The sequence below is a fragment of the Pseudomonas sp. NFPP28 genome, assembly GCF_900115535.1.
In the GTDB taxonomy this organism is placed as follows: domain Bacteria; phylum Pseudomonadota; class Gammaproteobacteria; order Pseudomonadales; family Pseudomonadaceae; genus Aquipseudomonas; species Aquipseudomonas extremorientalis.
The window spans coordinates 173,025-189,317 of sequence record NZ_FOWT01000007.1 but is presented as its reverse complement, the minus strand read 5'-3'; the positions used below and the strand labels follow the sequence as shown (position 1 = coordinate 189,317).

The following is a 16,293-nucleotide window of genomic DNA, read 5'->3' as shown; positions in this document are numbered from 1 at the left end:
CCATGTCGAACAAAGATGAGGCGCCCAGCGATCTGATTCGCGCACGGGACGTCGGTGGGTTCGACATCTGGTCGTTGCCCAGCTTCGACCCGCATGTGCCCGAACCCGAGCCGGAACCGGTCGAAGAACCTCCGCTGGAAATGGAAGAAGTGCCACTGGATGAAGTCCAGCCACTGACCTTGGAAGAACTGGAAGCCATCCGCCAGGAGGCCTACAACGAAGGCTTCGCGGCGGGTGAAAAAGACGGTTTTCGCAGCACCACCCTCAAGGTGCGCCAGGAGGCCGAAGAGGCCCTGAGCCTCAAGCTGGCCAGCCTGGAACGCTTGATGGGCACGCTGTTCGACCCCATCGCCGAGCAGGATTCGCAGATCGAAAAGGCCATGGTCGACCTGGTGCAGCACATCGCCCGCCAGGTGATCCAGCGCGAATTGGCGCTGGATTCCAGTCATATCGAAAGCGTGATGCGCGAAGCCCTCAAGCTGCTGCCCCTGGGCGTCGGCAACGTGCGGCTGTACATCAACCCGCAGGATTTCGAACAGGTCAAGGCCCTGCGCGAGCGTCATGAAGAAACCTGGCGCATCGTCGAGGACGCGTCGTTGCAGCCCGGTGGTTGCCGCGTCGAAACCGAACACAGTCGCATCGATGCCACGGTGGAGACCCGCATCAGCCAGATCATGGCCAAGCTGTTTGATCAGCTCCACGAACAGGCCCTGCACCCGGCCGAGCCTGATCTGAGCGTGGACCTGGACGCCGTCGATGCGCCTTGACCGCACCAGCTTCGCCAAGCGCCTGGCCGGTTACGCCGAGGCCACCGAGTTGCCCGGCCAGCCGATCCTCGAAGGACGCCTGCTGCGCATGGTCGGCCTGACCCTTGAGGCCGAAGGCCTGCGCGCCGCCATGGGCAGCCGCTGCATGGTGATCAACGACGACAGCTACCACCCGGTGCAGGTCGAAGCCGAAGTGATGGGCTTTTCCGGCAGCAAGATTTTCCTGATGCCCGTGGGCAGCCTGGCGGGCATTGCCCCTGGTGCCCGCGTGGTGCCGTTGGCCGACACCGGCCGCCTGCCGATGGGCATGAGCATGCTCGGTCGCGTACTCGACGGCGCCGGTCGTGCGCTGGACGGCAAGGGCGGCATGAAGGCCGAAGACTGGGTGCCGATGGACGGTCCCACCATCAACCCGCTCAACCGCAACCCCATCAGCGTGCCGCTGGACGTTGGCATTCGCAGCATCAACGGATTATTGACGGTCGGCCGTGGCCAGCGTCTGGGCCTGTTCGCCGGTACCGGCGTGGGTAAATCGGTGTTGCTGGGCATGATGACGCGCTTTACCGAGGCCGACATCATCGTGGTCGGGCTGATCGGCGAACGGGGCCGCGAGGTGAAGGAATTCATCGAGCACAGTCTCGGCGAAGAAGGCCTCAAGCGCTCGGTGGTGGTTGCATCCCCAGCGGACGATGCGCCGCTGATGCGGTTACGCGCCGCCATGTACTGCACGCGCATCGCCGAATATTTCCGCGACAAGGGCAAGAACGTCCTGTTGCTGATGGATTCGCTCACGCGTTTCGCCCAGGCCCAGCGGGAAATCGCCCTGGCCATCGGCGAACCGCCGGCGACCAAGGGTTACCCGCCGTCGGTGTTCGCCAAACTGCCCAAGCTGGTTGAGCGCGCCGGTAACGCCGAGGCCGGTGGTGGCTCGATCACCGCGTTCTACACGGTATTGTCCGAAGGCGATGACCAGCAGGACCCGATTGCCGACTCGGCGCGGGGCGTGCTCGACGGCCACATTGTGCTGTCACGGCGCCTGGCGGAAGAAGGGCACTACCCGGCCATCGACATCGAAGCGTCCATCAGCCGGGTGATGCCAGCGGTGGTTACGCCGGAACACATGGCCCGGGCGCAACAGTTCAAGCAGCTGTGGTCGCGCTACCAGCAGAGCCGCGACTTGATCAGCGTCGGCGCCTACGTGGCGGGCGGTGATCGCGACACCGACCTGGCCATCGCCCTGCAACCGCAGTTGGTGACGTACCTGCGCCAGGGCCTCAACGACAAGATCAGCATGGGCGAAAGCGAAGCGCACCTGCAGTCGATCTTCGCCCCGGCGCCGGGCGGCTAAGCCATGGCCAACAGCCGCGCCGCGCGCCTGGCTCCGGTGGTGGACATGGCCGAAAAGGCCGAGAAAACCGCCGTGCAGCGCCTGGGTTACTTCCAGGGGCAAGTCCGCCTGGCGGAAAGCAAGCTGGGCGACCTGGAGCGTTTTCGCGGCGAGTACCAGCAGCAATGGATCGAGCGCGGCAGCAAGGGCGTGTCTGGCCAATGGCTGATGGGTTACCAGGGCTTTCTCAACCAGTTGGAAACCGCCGTCGGCCAGCAGCGCCAAAGCCTGGCCTGGCACCAGAACAACCTCGACAAGGCGCGTGAGAGCTGGCAGGCCGCGTTTGCCCGGGTCGAAGGTCTGCGCAAGCTGGTGCAGCGCTATATCGACGAAGCGCGGGCGCTTGAAGACAAGCGCGAGCAGAAGCTGCTCGACGAGCTGTCCCAGCGCTTGCCGCGCAAAGACGTCTATTGAAGGTTGCCCACATCCCCTGCACCTGCTAAACCTTGTGTCATTGCCAATGACAAGGAAGCAGTCACATGTCAGTCGAGTCAGAAGTATCCCTGGATGGGAATAAGTTGACGATCGCGGTCAAGGGCCGGTTTGATTTCGGCAGCCATCAAGCGTTTCGTGACGCCTACGAGCGTTTCTACAAGGTGCCCACTACCTACGTCGTGGACTTGAAAGAGACGACCTACCTCGACAGCTCCGCCCTCGGCATGCTGTTGCTGCTGCGCGATCATGCCGGGGATGACGCCGATATCCGGGTGATCAACAGCAATTCGGATGTGCGCAAGATCCTCGGTATCTCCAACTTCGACAAACTGTTCGACATCAGTTGAGCGTCCTGGCCCCGGTCCTTGAGCCGCTGACGATCCTGATCGCCGAAGACAGCGCCGCCGACCTGCTGTTGCTGTCGACCATCATCCGACGCCAGGGCCACCAGGTGCTCACGGCCACCAACGGTGCTGAAGCGGTCGCGGTGTTTACCCGTGAGAGACCGCAGTTGGTGTTGATGGATGCGCTGATGCCGGTGATGGACGGTTTTGAGGCGGCGCGGCGGATCAAGCAATTGGCGGGTGAAGAGCTGGTGCCGCTGATTTTCCTCACCTCCCTGCGCGAGAGCGAAGCGCTGGCCCAGTGCCTGGATGCCGGCGGTGATGACTTCCTGCCCAAGCCCTACAACCAGCTGATTCTCGCGGCGAAGATCAATGCCATGGACCGCCTGCGTCGGTTGCAGGCCACGGTCTTGCAGCAACGCGACCTGATCGCCAAACACCATGATTACCTCCTGCATGAGCAGCGGGTGGCCAAGGCGGTGTTCGACAAGGTTGCCCATTCCGGTTGTATCAACGCCGCGCCGAATATTCGCTACCTGCAATCGCCCTACGCGTTGTTCAACGGTGATTTGCTGTTGGCTGCCTACACCCCGTCCGGCGACATGCACGTGCTGCTCGGTGACTTCACCGGGCATGGCCTGCCGGCGGCGGTGGGGGCCATGCCCCTGGCAGAAGTGTTCTACGGCATGACCGCCAAGGGCTACGGCCTGGCACAGACCCTGCGCGAGATGAACGCCAAGCTCAAGCGCATCCTGCCGGTGGACATGTTCTGCTGCGCCACCCTGTTGTGCCTGAGCACGCAGCGGCGGGTGGTGGAGGTGTGGAACGGCGGCATGCCCGAAGGCTATGTGCATGAAATCGCCACGGGTAAACGCACGCCACTGGAATCGCGGCATTTGCCGTTGGGTGTGCTGTCGGCGCAAGCCTTTGATGATCGCACCGAGGTCTGGCCCATGGCCCTGGGTGACCGGGTGTTCCTGTTGTCCGATGGCGTGCTGGATACCGCTGACGCCAATGAGCAGCTGTTCGGCGCTGAACGTTTGCAGCAGGTGTTCGCCGCCAACCGCGAGCCTGATCGGCTGTTTGAAGATATCGAACAGGCGCTGGCGGCCTTCCGAGGCAAAGCGCGGGATGACGTGAGCATGGTGGAGATCACCCTGCAAGTCGACCAGCAACTGCGTGCGAGCGGGCCGTTGTATGCCGACAGTGGGCAGTCTTGTCCGCTGGATTGGTCGGTGAGTTTCGAATTCCGTGCAGAGACCTTGAAGCGTTACAACCCATTGCCGTACCTGTTGCAACTGCTGCTGGAGATCCACGGCCTGCGCGAGCAGAGCGGGGCGCTGTACAGCGTGATGGCGGAGCTGTATTCCAATGCGCTGGAGCACGGCGTGCTGGGCCTGGATTCACGGCTCAAGCGTGACGCCCAGGGGTTTGCCGAGTATTACCGTCTGCGTAATGACCGCCTGGCACAACTCAACAGCGGCTATATACGGGTGCATGTGCAGGTGGTACCGACGGAGGCGGGTGGCAGGATGACCCTGCGCGTCGAGGACAGCGGCCCCGGTTTCGATGTGGAACAGGTGCTGGCGCGGCCGTTGGATATCGACCGTCTGTCCGGCCGGGGCTTGAGCCTGGTGCGCCAATTGAGCAGCGATGTACGCTGGTCGGATGGCGGGCGCAGTGTCTGCGTGGAGTTTTCCTGGGAGGCTCTGGCATAATCCGCCGATTCTTGATCAAGGAGCGAGCAAGTGGTTGATCTACATCTGGACCCGGAGGTGCTGTCGGGTTTGCAGGAAGTCATGGAAGGCGAGTATCCCAAGTTGCTTGATACCTTTCTCGATGATTCCCAGAAGCGCGTCGAAGCGCTGCGCAAGGCCAGGGATGATGCGAAGGCGTTGGGGCGGATTGCGCATAGCTTCAAGGGCAGCAGTGGAAACCTGGGGGCGGTGAGGTTGGCGCAGTTGTGTCAGCGGTTGGAGGTTGAGTCCGTTGGGCCTGTGGTTGGGGATCTGGGGGAGTTGGTGGATCAGATTGATCGGGAGTTTGCGTTGGTGAAGCCGTTGTATGAGTCGGAGCGGCAGCGGTTTCAGATTTGATTGAGTACATATCCGTTGCTGCGGTAACGGCGGCTTATGGTTCCGCTCTTACAGCGGGTCACTTTTTGAAGAGCGCAAAAAGTAACCAAAAACGCTTCGCCCCAACACTCGGCACCTCGCCTAGGCTCGGTGTTCCCTCACTCCGGCTTGAATCCGTGGGCCGCCGTCATGGGCCATCCATGGCCCAGGACGGCTAACCCGGCGTCCTGCCGGGTTACCCACGGATTCAAGCCTGCGTTCGGCCAGCGTGTTTGACGGGGCGCCGAAGATCAAAAGCAAGAGCGACTCGCTGCGCATCGTAGATACGTTTTTTGTTCTGTGTAACCGACTTACTGTGGCGAGCGGGCTTGCCCCGCGTTGGGCTGCGAAGCAGCCCTAGAACCAGTGAGCGCGCCGCGTTTATCCTGGCTTCCCGCGTTATGGTTAACGACCTTCGCGGGCAAGCCCTGCTCCTACAGGGGAGCGCGTACGCTTCAACGATTCGGTCGGCTATTCGGCCGCCGCGCTTTGCTTTTGATTTTGATCTTAGGCGCCCCGTCAAACACGCTGGCCGGAATTCGGCAGGGATTTGGGGGGTAAACCGGCAGGGATGCCGGTTTAGCCGCCCCGCGCCATGGATGGCGCGGGGCGGCGGCCCCCCAAATCACTGTCGGATTACGGGCACACCGAGCCTAGGCGAGGTGCCGAGTGTTGGGGCAAGAGCCCTTTGCTTACTTTGGGCTGGGCCGGCATTCCGGCTTTTCCAAAGTGAGCCGCCGTAAGGGCGGAACCCTAAGTGGCCGTTACCTAAAAAACGGATATGTACTCAATAAAACCAACCGCCCCCAAACCTGGCCCAACTCTTGCTCTACCTCTCAATACTGCATCCCCGACCCCCATGCAGTGGAGACCTTTACCTATGCCAGTCGCCCCGAATTCGCTCCTTCAGGCTGCCCCCGCGGCCAAGCCTCAAGCGCCCTCTGCCAACCCATCGGCAGTGGCTGCGGACCCACGGGACAAGGGCCCTGGCTTCGCTCAAGTGTTTGCCAGCCAGGCGTCCAAGCCCACGGTCAAGACCGACGACAGCTCGGCCAAACCCACCGCAGGCAAGTCGTCCGATGCCAGCGCCAAGCCTGCAGTGGGCAATGACAAGCCTGCCGCCAGCACGCCAGCCGTTGCCGATAGCGGCAATACCTTGCCTGCCACGCCGCCGGCCAAAACCGACGACAGCGCGAGCAAGGATGACGACGCGCCAGCCGACCCTGCCTTGGTGCAGCAACCTCCGGCTGACCCGGTGGTCGACCCGGCGCTGATTGCCACCGTCACCCCGGTAGCCGTGCCGGTGCCGGTTGAAACACCTGCGCCCGCGACCACGACCAAGGATGACAAGGCTCAGCCGGTGGTTGCTGCGTCGGTCGCAGCGACCGAGGAAGCCAAGCCGGCCTTCGATCCTGAAGCAGATCCCCTGGATGCCATGCCCGCCGTGCGCCTGGCGATGGAGCAGGGCGGTCACGTATCGGCCAGCAGCCAGGCGCAGGCAAAAACCGCTCCGGCACCGACTCAGGATCAACCCACTGCCGCACAGAATTTCGCCGCCGGCCTGGCCAATATGGTTGACCAGCAAGCCACCAAGGACAGCACCGACCAGGGCGGCGACAAGGCCTTCAGCGGGTTGATCGAAGACGGTCTCAAGGACCTGAAGAACGCCAGCAGCGACACCCGTGTCGATGACTTCGCCAACCGCCTCGCCGCGTTGACCCAGGCGGCCACGCCGAAAACCGCCAACGCCTTGCCACCGGTGACCAATGCGCCCTTGGCCATGCACCAGAGCGGCTGGACCGATGAAATCGTCAACCGGGTGATGTACCTGTCCAGTGCCAACCTCAAGTCGGCGGAGATCCAGTTGCAACCCGCTGAGCTTGGTCGCCTGGATATCAAGGTCAACATGACCGCCGACCAACAGGCCCAGGTCAACTTCATGAGCGCCCACCCGGTGGTACGTGAAGCGCTGGAAAGCCAGTCCGGGCGCTTGCGGGAGATGTTTGCCCAGCAGGGCATGGGCCAGGTGGACGTGAACGTGTCGGACCAGTCCCGTGGGCAGGAGCAACAACAGCAGCAGGCCCAGACCCGTGGTGTGAGCGGTGGCGGCGGGCGGGGCGGTGACAATGGCGACAGCGGCAACCACCTTGATGTGGCTGAAGCCGTGACGCCGGTCACCTCAACCGTAATCGGCTCCAGTGCGGTCGACTACTACGCCTGATCCGGACGAAATGTGGGAGGGGGCTTGCCCCCGATGAGGGCGTGTCAGCTGAAACATGGGTGACTGATACACCGCTATCGGGGGCAAGCCCCCTCCCACAATTTGATTTGCTGTGCCCGTACCTCCTCGACTTCCAGACAACTCTGGCATAACACTTGCTCTTGCCTCTCCGTAGATCTATGAATCCCCGAATAGTGACGGATTATTGGCATGGCGAAGAGCGAAGACGCAGCAAAAGCACCCGCAGGCAAAGGTAAGCTCAAGCTTATCCTGTTGATAGTCCTGGGCCTGCTCCTGGCTATCGGCGCCTCGGTGGGTGGCACCTGGTACATCATGCACAGCAGTGCCAGCAAGCCGGCACCCGCCGCCGAAACCGCCACTAACGTCAAGCAACCGGCAATCTTCGAACCGATGCTTCCGGCCTTTGTCGCCAACTTCAATCAGAACGGTCGTCAACGCTACCTGCAGGTGAGCATCACCTTGCTGGCGCGTAACGCTTCGGACCTGGACGCCCTCAAGGTGCACATGCCCGTGATCCGCAACAACCTCGTCATGCTGTTCTCCAGCCAGAGCTTCGACACACTCGCCACCCCGGTGGGCCAGGAAATGCTGCGCCAGAAAGTCACGGCCAGCGTGCAGGAAGTGGCCCAGAAGGAGCTCGGCAAAGTCGTGGTCGAGCAGGCGCTCTTCACTAACTTCGTATTGCAGTAGGATCACGACATGGCCGTGCAAGACCTGCTGTCCCAGGATGAAATCGACGCGCTGCTGCATGGCGTCGACGATGGTCTGGTACAGACCGAAATGGCTGCCGAGCCCGGCAGCGTCAAAAGTTATGACCTCACCAGCCAGGATCGCATCGTCCGTGGACGCATGCCGACCCTGGAGATGATCAACGAACGTTTCGCCCGCTATACCCGCATCAGCATGTTCAACATGCTGCGTCGTTCGGCGGACGTGGCGGTGGGCGGCGTGCAGGTGATGAAGTTCGGCGAGTACGTGCACTCGCTGTACGTGCCCACCAGCCTCAACCTGGTCAAGATCAAGCCACTGCGCGGCACCGCGCTGTTCATCCTCGACGCCAAGCTGGTGTTCAAGCTGGTGGACAACTTCTTCGGCGGCGATGGCCGCCACGCCAAGATCGAAGGCCGTGAGTTCACCCCCACCGAGTTGCGGGTGGTGCGCATGGTGCTGGAGCAGGCCTTCATCGATTTGAAGGAAGCCTGGCAGGCGATCATGGAAGTCAACTTCGAGTACATCAACTCCGAAGTGAACCCGGCCATGGCCAACATCGTCGGCCCCAGCGAAGCCATTGTGGTGTCGACCTTCCACATCGAACTCGATGGTGGTGGCGGCGACCTGCACGTGACCATGCCGTATTCGATGATCGAACCGGTGCGCGAAATGCTCGACGCCGGTTTCCAGTCCGACCTGGACGACCAGGACGAACGTTGGGTCAAGGCCTTGCGCGAAGACCTGCTGGACGTCGACGTACCGTTGAGCGCCACCGTGGCCCGTCGGCAACTGCGCCTGCGCGATATTTTGCACATGCAGCCGGGGGATATCATCCCCGTCGAACTGCCGGAAGAAATGATCATGCGCGCCAACGGCGTGCCGTCATTCAAGGTCAAGCTCGGTTCCCACAAGGGCAACCTGGCGCTGCAGGTGGTCGAGCCGATCACCCGTCGTTGATGCAACCCTATTTATGAATGTTTGCTCCGCCGAGGACATGTAATGGCTACCGAACACGAAAACACTTCCGCCGAAGACCAGGCCCTGGCTGACGAATGGGCGGCTGCCCTGGAAGAAACCGGCGATGTTGGCCAGGACGATATCGACGCGCTGCTGGCCGCTGACGCCGCCACCGCTCCGGCCGGCAACCGCCTGCCTATGGAAGAATTCGGCAGCGTGCCGAAAAACAACGAGCCGGTGTCCCTCGATGGCCCGAACCTGGATGTGATCCTCGACATTCCGGTGTCGATTTCCATGGAAGTCGGCAGCACCGAAATCAACATCCGCAACCTGCTGCAACTCAACCAGGGTTCGGTGATCGAGCTTGACCGCCTGGCCGGCGAGCCGCTGGACGTGCTGGTCAACGGCACCCTGATCGCCCACGGCGAAGTGGTGGTGGTCAACGAAAAGTTCGGCATCCGCCTGACCGACGTGATCAGCCCGAGCGAACGCATCAAGAAGTTGCGCTGATATGAAGTATTCGATGGCGGGACTGTTTCTGGCGCTGCCATTGAGCGCCCTCGCGGCTGAGCCGGCCGCGCAAGCGACGGCGGCGGTCGCACCAGTGGTGAGCAGCGGTATCGGCGGACAATTGACCCAGCTGGTGCTGGGCCTGTTGCTGGTGGTCGGGCTGATTTTCGTGCTGGCCTGGCTGATGCGCCGCGTGCAGCGCGTAGGGCCGGGCAACGGCCAGGTGATCGAGATGATCGGTTCGCGCGCCCTCGGCCCGCGTGATCGGCTGGTGCTGGTGCAGGTGGGCGAGGAACAGATCCTGTTGGGTATCACCCCCGGCCGCATCACCCCGTTGCACGTGCTCAAGACCCCGGTGAGCGTGGATCAGGGCCAGTCCGCCACGCCAGAATTCGCCCAGCGCCTGATGGAGTTGCTGGGCAAGGATCAGAAGGATAAGAAGTAATGCGCGTTTTATTGACGCTCATGCTGTTGCTGGCCGCGCCATTGGCGTTCGGCGCCGATCCGTTGTCGATCCCGGCGATTACGCTAGGGACTAACGCTGCGGGCGCGCAGGAGTATTCGGTCAGCCTGCAGATCCTGCTGATCATGACCGCGCTGAGCTTTATCCCGGCGTTTGTCATGCTGATGACCAGCTTCACGCGGATCATCATCGTGTTCTCGATCCTGCGCCAGGCACTGGGCCTGCAGCAGACGCCGTCGAACCAGATCCTCACCGGCATGGCCCTGTTCCTGACGCTGTTCATCATGGCGCCGGTGTTTGACAAGGTGAACCAGCAAGCCTTGCAACCCTACCTGGCGGAGAAAATGACCGCCCAGGATGCGATCGACAAGGCCCAGGGTCCGATCAAGGATTTCATGCTGTCGCAGACCCGCTCCAGCGACCTTGAGCTGTTCATGCGCCTGTCCAAGCGCACCGACATCGCCACCCCGGACCAGGCGCCGCTGACCATCCTGGTGCCGGCGTTCGTCACGTCGGAGTTGAAGACCGCGTTCCAGATCGGCTTCATGATCTTTATCCCGTTCCTGATCATCGACCTGGTGGTGGCGAGCGTACTGATGGCCATGGGTATGATGATGCTGTCGCCACTGATCATCTCGCTGCCGTTCAAGATCATGCTGTTTGTGCTGGTGGACGGCTGGGCGCTGATTATCGGCACCCTGGCCGGCAGTTTCGGCGGGGTATAGCGCAATGACGCCAGAAGTCGCCGTCGACCTGTTCCGTGAAGCATTGTGGCTGACCACCGTGATGGTCGCCGTGCTGGTGGTGCCGAGCCTGTTGGTCGGCCTGCTGGTGGCGATGTTCCAGGCGGCGACCCAGATCAACGAACAGACCTTGAGCTTCCTGCCGCGCCTGCTGGTGATGCTGGTCACTCTGATCGTGGCCGGCCCGTGGCTGGTGCAGACCTTCATGGAATATATCCTGCAGTTGTACGGCAGTATTCCGCAGTTGATCGGCTGACCCGATGCAGTCCTTGCTGGCGTTGACCGACACCCAGATCAGCACCTGGGTGGCGTCTTTCATCCTGCCGCTGTTCCGGGTCACGGCCATGCTCATGGCCATGCCGGTGTTCGGCACCACACTCGTCCCACGGCGCGTGCGCCTGTACTTTGCGGTGGCGATTACCGTGGTGATCGTGCCTGGGCTGCCGCCGATGCCGCCGGTCAATGCCATTGATCTGAGTGCGTTGCTGCTGATTGCCGAGCAGATCCTGATCGGCGCGCTGATGGGCTTTTCCCTGACGCTGTTCTTCCAGGCCTTTGTGATCGCCGGGCAAATCATCTCGATCCAGATGGGCATGGGCTTCGCCTCTATGGTCGACCCTACCAACGGTGTGTCGGCGGCGGTGATCGGGCAATTCCTGACCATGCTGGTGACCTTGCTGTTCCTGGCCATGAACGGCCACCTGGTGGCCTTTGAGGTGATGACCGAAAGCTTTATCACCTTGCCGGTAGGCTCGGGGCTGGTGGTCAATCACTTCTGGGAGGTGGTCGGGCGGCTCGGCTGGGTATTGGGTGCTTCGCTGTTGCTGGTGTTGCCGGCGATCACCGCATTGCTGGTGGTCAACATCGCCTTTGGGGTGATGACTCGTGCGGCGCCGCAATTGAACATCTTCTCGATTGGTTTCCCGCTGACCCTGGTATTGGGCATGGGGATTTTCTGGATCGGCCTGGCCGACATTCTCAATCAGTATCAACCGCTGGCGACCGACGCCCTGCAGTTCTTACGTGATCTGGCACGGGCGCGCTGAGCCATGGCCGAGAGCGAGAGTGGTCAGGACAAAACAGAAGACCCCACGGAGAAACGTAAAAAGGACTCCCGGGAAAAGGGCGAGATTGCCCGCTCAAAAGAGCTCAATACCGTCGCCACCATGATGGCCGGTGCCGGCGCGTTGCTCATCTACGGCGGCGGCCTGGCGCTGGACTTGATGGAGTTGATGAAACACAACTTCGCCTTGCCCCGCGAGGTGCTGCTCAACCCTGACGCCATGGGCCGGTACCTGTTGCATTCGGGCAAGATCGCGATCCTGGCGGTGCAGCCGATTCTGATCACCTTGCTGCTCGCCGCACTGATCGGCCCGGTCGCCCTGGGCGGCTGGCTGTTCGCTGCCGGCAGCATGGCGCCCAAGTTCAGCCGCATGAACCCTGGCGCCGGGCTCAAGCGCATGTTCTCCACCAAGGCCCTGGTGGAGCTGCTCAAGGCGCTGGCCAAGTTCATCCTGATCCTGTTCGTGGCGCTGATGGTGCTGTCGTCCGACATTGATGACCTGCTGCTCATTGCCCATGAACCGCTGGAGTCGGCGATCATCCACAGCGTGCAGGTGGTGGGCTGGAGTGCGCTGTGGATGGCGGCCGGGCTGATCATCATCGCGGCGGTGGATGCGCCGATCCAGTTGTGGGAAAGCCACAAGAAACTGTTGATGACCAAACAGGAAGTGCGCGACGAGCACAAGGACCAGGAAGGGCGCCCCGAGGTCAAGCAACGCATCCGCCAACTGCAGCGCGAGATGTCCCAGCGCAAGATGATGGCCTCGGTGCCCGACGCCGATGTGGTCATCACCAACCCGACCCACTATGCCGTCGCCCTCAAATACGACCCGGAGAAGGGCGGCGCGCCGATGCTGCTGGCCAAGGGCAGTGACTTTACCGCGTTGAAGATCCGCGAGATCGCGGTGGCCAACGACATCCTGTTGCTGGAGTCGCCGGAGCTGGCGCGGTCGATTTTCTACTCCACCGACCTGGACCAGGAGATTCCCGCCGGGTTGTACCTGGCGGTGGCTCAGGTGCTGGCGTATGTCTATCAGATTCGCCAATACCGCGCCGGCAAAGGCAAGCGCCCGGATCCGCTCAAGGATTTGCCGATTCCGCCGGATTTGCGCCGCGATTCCTGACGTACTCCCGCCCTGCCTACCACTCATCGATAACTGTCGTCTACCTGTCAGACTTCACAGTAGCCAAAGCGCGCTGCTCGCGGTTCTATTGCCCTATGCACTGCGCGCAGGCTGTAAACGAGATGCAGGGAGAGTGGTTTTGAATCGGTTTACCAGAGGCATCGTCAAATCCTATAACCGGAAAACTGGAAAGGGTTTGATTGTCGTGGATGGCGAGACTGTTCCGGTGGACCTCATTGGTTCGCGGGACGTCCGGCTTGCGGTGGGGGTGCAGGTGGTGTTTCAGCGGATCCATCGACCTGACGGTATCTTTGCGTGCGATGTCAGGGTCATCCAACAAGTCCTTGAGTGAGATGTCAGGAGAACCGTAATGGCAACAGGCACGGTGAAGTGGTTTAACGCGGAGAAGGGTTTTGGGTTTATTGCCCAAAAAGGTGGCGTTGATGTTTTTGTCCATTATTCGGCCATCAAGGGCGAAGGTTTCAAGACGCTTGAAGAGAACCAAAAAGTGGAGTTCGACGTTACGCAAGGGCCCAAAGGCGCTCAGGCCGAGAACGTCCGCGTCCTATGAGCTTGATGATCGTTCCTGCAGGGTGATACAGGAACGATCAGCCATCAGGCCATCAAGTGCTCGCTGTCCTCCAGCACTCTGTCAGCCAGCAGCTTCGCCAGCCCGATCAACTGCGCTACGCCCAGCGCACCTTCGCGTTTTGTCCGGTCCAACTCGAAGGCAAAGTCACTCATGTAAGTGGAGCCGCCACTGATCGCCGCGACGCGATGGAGAGTGGCAGCTGTGCGCAGGTTCGCGGACCGGTTACCAATGGACCCGGCATACCCGAGGGTATCCCGCGCACAGTCACCATAAGGCCGCACAGTAGACGATAAAAAGGCGTCAACTGAAAGCGGACAATGGCGCTTCTGCGCATTGGTAAGCCGGGCCGCGACGCCCGCCCACTGCGTTTGCAGCGGTGTACGGAGACTAGAGAGCGAGTTTCCTAGGGGCAACCGCAAAACCTTATCGGAAATTTCCCCAGTAGTACCGGCTGCGCGCACATCCAAGTGTGGGAGGGGGCTTGCCCCCGATGGCGTTGTGTCAGTCACCGACTCTTAGTCTGGCAAGCTGCAATCGGGGGCAAGCCCCCTCCCACATTTAAAATATGTTCTTTCCGAAAAAACGTGAGTGTTCATAGCGATCGACGTTCCAAAACAAAAGTTGGAAGGCTTCTTGCAATACCGCCTTCAGGACGCCCAACTGCGTCAAAACTTTGCTTCAAAGGACACGAGGAATACTGGTGGATCGCTCTCAAATGCTCGGCACGGCGCGCAGCACCCTGACTGACCTCTCGCGGGGCAATCTGGGTGTGCCGTTGTTGTTGCTGGTGATGCTGGCAATGATGATGTTGCCGATGCCGCCGTTCCTGCTCGACGTGTTCTTTACCTTCAACATTGCCCTGTCCGTCGTGGTGCTGCTGGTCTGCGTGTACGCCCTGCGGCCGCTGGATTTTGCGGTATTCCCGACCATCCTGCTGGTCGCCACCTTGCTGCGCCTGGCGCTGAACGTGGCGTCCACCCGCGTGGTGATGCTCCACGGTCAGGACGGCCACGCCGCCGCCGGTAAGGTGATCCAGGCCTTTGGTGAGGTGGTGATCGGCGGTAACTACGTGGTGGGTATCGTGGTGTTCGCGATCCTGATGATCATCAACTTCGTGGTGGTGACCAAGGGTGCCGGGCGGATTTCCGAGGTGAGCGCGCGGTTTACCCTCGACGCCATGCCCGGCAAACAAATGGCGATCGACGCCGACCTCAACGCCGGCCTGATCGACCAGAACCAGGCCAAGACACGCCGCCTGGAAGTGGCCCAGGAAGCCGAGTTCTACGGCTCCATGGACGGTGCCAGCAAATTCGTGCGCGGTGACGCCATCGCCGGCCTGCTGATTCTGTTCATCAACCTCATCGGCGGCATGGCCGTCGGTATCTTCCAACACGGCATGACCTTCGGCGATGCGGGCAAGGTCTACGCCTTGCTGACCATCGGTGACGGTTTAGTGGCGCAATTGCCATCACTGTTGTTATCCACAGCAGCGGCGATCATGGTGACCCGTGCTTCGGGCTCCGAAGACATGGGCAAGCAGATCAGCCGGCAGATGTTCGCCTCGCCCAAGGCCCTGGCCGTGGCGGCGGGCATCATGGCGATCATGGGCATCGTGCCGGGCATGCCCCACGTATCGTTCCTGACCATGGCGGCCCTGGCCGGCGGTGCGGCCTACCTGTTCTGGAAAAAGCAGAATGCGGTCAAGGTCCAGGCCCAGCAGGAGATTGCGCGCCAGCAGGAACTGCTGCCATCCCCTGCCCGCGCCCAGGAAACCAAGGAGCTGGGCTGGGATGACGTGACCCCGATCGACATGATCGGCCTGGAAGTCGGCTACCGCCTCATTCCGCTGGTGGACCGCAACCAGGGTGGTCAATTGCTCGCGCGGATCAAGGGCGTGCGCAAGAAGCTGTCCCAGGACCTGGGCTTCCTGATGCCCACCGTGCATATCCGCGACAACCTTGACCTGGCGCCCAGCGCCTACCGCCTGACCCTGATGGGCGTGATCCTGGCGGAAGCCGAGATCTACCCGGACCGCGAGCTGGCAATCAACCCGGGGCAGGTGTTCGGCAGCCTCAACGGCATTACCGCCAAAGATCCGGCTTTTGGCCTGGACGCGGTATGGATCGAAATCAGTCAGCGCAGCCAGGCGCAGTCCCTGGGTTACACCGTGGTGGACGCCAGCACCGTGGTCGCCACCCACCTCAACCAGATCCTGTACAAGCACTCCCACGAGCTGATCGGCCACGAAGAAGTCCAGCAATTGATGGGTTTGCTCGGCAAAGCCTCGCCAAAACTCGCCGAAGAGCTGGTGCCGGGCATTCTGTCGCTGTCCCAGTTGCTCAAGGTATTGCAGGCGTTGCTGGCCGAACAGGTGCCGGTGCGCGACATTCGCAGCATTGCCGAGGCTATCGCCAACAATGCCGCCAAGAGTCAAGATACTGCCGCGCTGGTGGCCGCGGTGCGCGTCGGATTGTCGCGTGCAATCGTGCAAAGCATTGTAGGGCTTGACTCCGAGCTGCCTGTGATCACCTTGGAACCCAGGTTGGAACAAATATTGCTCAATAGTATTCAGAAGGCAGGACAAGGCCAGGAAGAGGGCGTTCTGCTGGAGCCAAGCATGGCCGAGAAGCTGCAGCGTTCGTTGATCGACGCCGCGCAACGCCAGGAAATGCAAGGCCAACCGGTGATCCTGCTGGTGGCAGGCCCGGTCCGGGCGATGTTGTCGCGGTTTGGGCGCCTGGCAGTACCGAATTTGCACGTTTTGGCTTATCAGGAAATTCCTGACAACAAGCAAGTGACTATCGTCGCGACAGTAGGGCCCAACGGCTGAGGGTAGTGGGTT

Annotated in this window: 18 protein-coding genes; 17 read left to right on the top strand and 1 reads right to left on the bottom strand. The window is 61.5% G+C overall.

Annotated features, from left to right (window positions below; genetic code table 11):
- Window positions 1-2: 2 nt before the first annotated feature.
- From fliH to BM110_RS19200, 16 genes are all read left to right on the top strand, one after another.
- Window positions 3-767: a flagellar assembly protein FliH gene (gene fliH / locus BM110_RS19280; RefSeq protein WP_093514000.1), complete on the top strand. Its 765-nt coding sequence runs from the start codon at window positions 3-5 to the stop codon at window positions 765-767.
- The gene (fliI, locus tag BM110_RS19275; RefSeq protein WP_071491281.1) at window positions 757-2,115 is read left to right on the top strand and encodes a flagellar protein export ATPase FliI; all 1,359 of its coding nucleotides are present in this window, start codon (window positions 757-759) and stop codon (window positions 2,113-2,115) included. Before fliH ends, fliI begins: the two co-directional genes overlap by 11 nt.
- 3 nt (window positions 2,116-2,118) lie before the next feature.
- Complete coding sequence (gene fliJ / locus BM110_RS19270; RefSeq protein ID WP_071491280.1) at window positions 2,119-2,568, top strand: flagellar export protein FliJ; 450 nt, start codon at window positions 2,119-2,121, stop codon at window positions 2,566-2,568.
- A gap of 65 nt (window positions 2,569-2,633) precedes the next feature.
- Entirely contained in the window at window positions 2,634-2,936 is a 303-nt protein-coding gene (locus tag BM110_RS19265; protein WP_058424909.1) for an STAS domain-containing protein, read from the top strand.
- On the top strand, window positions 2,933-4,651 hold the full coding sequence (locus tag BM110_RS19260; protein ID WP_071491279.1) for an ATP-binding SpoIIE family protein phosphatase: 1,719 nt from the start codon (window positions 2,933-2,935) through the stop codon (window positions 4,649-4,651). The genes BM110_RS19265 and BM110_RS19260 overlap by 4 nt, the downstream gene beginning before the upstream one ends.
- A 30-nt stretch (window positions 4,652-4,681) precedes the next feature.
- The gene (locus BM110_RS19255; RefSeq protein WP_092243033.1) at window positions 4,682-5,029 is read left to right on the top strand and encodes an Hpt domain-containing protein; all 348 of its coding nucleotides are present in this window, start codon (window positions 4,682-4,684) and stop codon (window positions 5,027-5,029) included.
- A gap of 898 nt (window positions 5,030-5,927) precedes the next feature.
- On the top strand, window positions 5,928-7,268 hold the full coding sequence (locus BM110_RS19250) for a flagellar hook-length control protein FliK (RefSeq protein ID WP_093513999.1): 1,341 nt from the start codon (window positions 5,928-5,930) through the stop codon (window positions 7,266-7,268).
- A gap of 210 nt (window positions 7,269-7,478) precedes the next feature.
- A complete protein-coding gene (gene fliL, locus BM110_RS19245; RefSeq protein ID WP_092243038.1) occupies window positions 7,479-7,979 on the top strand; it encodes a flagellar basal body-associated protein FliL in 501 nt (166 codons plus the stop codon).
- A 9-nt stretch (window positions 7,980-7,988) separates the two neighbouring features.
- Window positions 7,989-8,957: a flagellar motor switch protein FliM gene (gene fliM, locus BM110_RS19240; protein ID WP_071489822.1), complete on the top strand. Its 969-nt coding sequence runs from the start codon at window positions 7,989-7,991 to the stop codon at window positions 8,955-8,957.
- Between the two features lie 42 nt (window positions 8,958-8,999).
- Complete coding sequence (gene fliN, locus BM110_RS19235; RefSeq protein WP_058427232.1) at window positions 9,000-9,467, top strand: flagellar motor switch protein FliN; 468 nt, start codon at window positions 9,000-9,002, stop codon at window positions 9,465-9,467.
- Between the two features lies 1 nt (window position 9,468).
- Window positions 9,469-9,912 (top strand): flagellar biosynthetic protein FliO, encoded by a 444-nt coding sequence (gene fliO, locus BM110_RS19230; protein WP_093513998.1) that lies wholly within the window; start codon window positions 9,469-9,471, stop codon window positions 9,910-9,912.
- On the top strand, window positions 9,912-10,655 hold the full coding sequence (gene fliP / locus BM110_RS19225) for a flagellar type III secretion system pore protein FliP (protein ID WP_016976565.1): 744 nt from the start codon (window positions 9,912-9,914) through the stop codon (window positions 10,653-10,655). The genes fliO and fliP overlap by 1 nt, the downstream gene beginning before the upstream one ends.
- 4 nt (window positions 10,656-10,659) lie before the next feature.
- Window positions 10,660-10,929, top strand: a complete 270-nt coding sequence (gene fliQ, locus BM110_RS19220; RefSeq protein WP_010208761.1) for a flagellar biosynthesis protein FliQ — start codon at window positions 10,660-10,662, stop codon at window positions 10,927-10,929.
- A gap of 4 nt (window positions 10,930-10,933) precedes the next feature.
- On the top strand, window positions 10,934-11,719 hold the full coding sequence (gene fliR, locus BM110_RS19215; RefSeq protein ID WP_071489820.1) for a flagellar biosynthetic protein FliR: 786 nt from the start codon (window positions 10,934-10,936) through the stop codon (window positions 11,717-11,719).
- Window positions 11,720-11,722: 3 nt separating this feature from the next.
- The gene (gene flhB, locus BM110_RS19210) at window positions 11,723-12,859 is read left to right on the top strand and encodes a flagellar biosynthesis protein FlhB (protein ID WP_071489819.1); all 1,137 of its coding nucleotides are present in this window, start codon (window positions 11,723-11,725) and stop codon (window positions 12,857-12,859) included.
- Window positions 12,860-13,229: 370 nt separating this feature from the next.
- The gene (locus BM110_RS19200; protein WP_093513997.1) at window positions 13,230-13,430 is read left to right on the top strand and encodes a cold-shock protein; all 201 of its coding nucleotides are present in this window, start codon (window positions 13,230-13,232) and stop codon (window positions 13,428-13,430) included.
- 44 nt (window positions 13,431-13,474) lie between these two features.
- Here the strand turns inward: BM110_RS19200 and BM110_RS29905 are convergent, their stop codons facing one another.
- On the bottom strand, window positions 13,475-13,660 hold the full coding sequence (locus BM110_RS29905; protein WP_371914797.1) for a DUF6124 family protein: 186 nt from the start codon (window positions 13,658-13,660) through the stop codon (window positions 13,475-13,477).
- 506 nt (window positions 13,661-14,166) lie between these two features.
- Between BM110_RS29905 and flhA the strand changes: the two genes are divergently transcribed.
- Window positions 14,167-16,281 carry a flagellar biosynthesis protein FlhA gene (flhA, locus tag BM110_RS19195; protein ID WP_219731804.1) on the top strand — a complete coding sequence of 705 codons (2,115 nt, stop codon included), beginning with the start codon at window positions 14,167-14,169 and terminating at the stop codon, window positions 16,279-16,281.
- The last annotated feature ends 12 nt before the right edge of the window (window positions 16,282-16,293 follow it).

What these genes read in the sequence shown, in the direction of transcription:
- fliH (WP_093514000.1), top strand. Translation starts at nt 3, where the DNA reads ATGTCGAACAAAGATGAGGCGCCCAGCGATCTGATTCGCGCACGGGAC.
- fliI (WP_071491281.1), top strand. Translation starts at nt 757, where the DNA reads ATGCGCCTTGACCGCACCAGCTTCGCCAAGCGCCTGGCCGGTTACGCC.
- fliJ (WP_071491280.1), top strand. Translation starts at nt 2,119, where the DNA reads ATGGCCAACAGCCGCGCCGCGCGCCTGGCTCCGGTGGTGGACATGGCC.
- BM110_RS19265 (WP_058424909.1), top strand. Translation starts at nt 2,634, where the DNA reads ATGTCAGTCGAGTCAGAAGTATCCCTGGATGGGAATAAGTTGACGATC.
- BM110_RS19250 (WP_093513999.1), top strand. Translation starts at nt 5,928, where the DNA reads ATGCCAGTCGCCCCGAATTCGCTCCTTCAGGCTGCCCCCGCGGCCAAG.
- fliL (WP_092243038.1), top strand. Translation starts at nt 7,479, where the DNA reads ATGGCGAAGAGCGAAGACGCAGCAAAAGCACCCGCAGGCAAAGGTAAG.
- fliM (WP_071489822.1), top strand. Translation starts at nt 7,989, where the DNA reads ATGGCCGTGCAAGACCTGCTGTCCCAGGATGAAATCGACGCGCTGCTG.
- fliN (WP_058427232.1), top strand. Translation starts at nt 9,000, where the DNA reads ATGGCTACCGAACACGAAAACACTTCCGCCGAAGACCAGGCCCTGGCT.
- fliO (WP_093513998.1), top strand. Translation starts at nt 9,469, where the DNA reads ATGAAGTATTCGATGGCGGGACTGTTTCTGGCGCTGCCATTGAGCGCC.
- fliP (WP_016976565.1), top strand. Translation starts at nt 9,912, where the DNA reads ATGCGCGTTTTATTGACGCTCATGCTGTTGCTGGCCGCGCCATTGGCG.
- fliQ (WP_010208761.1), top strand. Translation starts at nt 10,660, where the DNA reads ATGACGCCAGAAGTCGCCGTCGACCTGTTCCGTGAAGCATTGTGGCTG.
- fliR (WP_071489820.1), top strand. Translation starts at nt 10,934, where the DNA reads ATGCAGTCCTTGCTGGCGTTGACCGACACCCAGATCAGCACCTGGGTG.
- flhB (WP_071489819.1), top strand. Translation starts at nt 11,723, where the DNA reads ATGGCCGAGAGCGAGAGTGGTCAGGACAAAACAGAAGACCCCACGGAG.
- BM110_RS19200 (WP_093513997.1), top strand. Translation starts at nt 13,230, where the DNA reads ATGGCAACAGGCACGGTGAAGTGGTTTAACGCGGAGAAGGGTTTTGGG.
- flhA (WP_219731804.1), top strand. Translation starts at nt 14,167, where the DNA reads ATGCTCGGCACGGCGCGCAGCACCCTGACTGACCTCTCGCGGGGCAAT.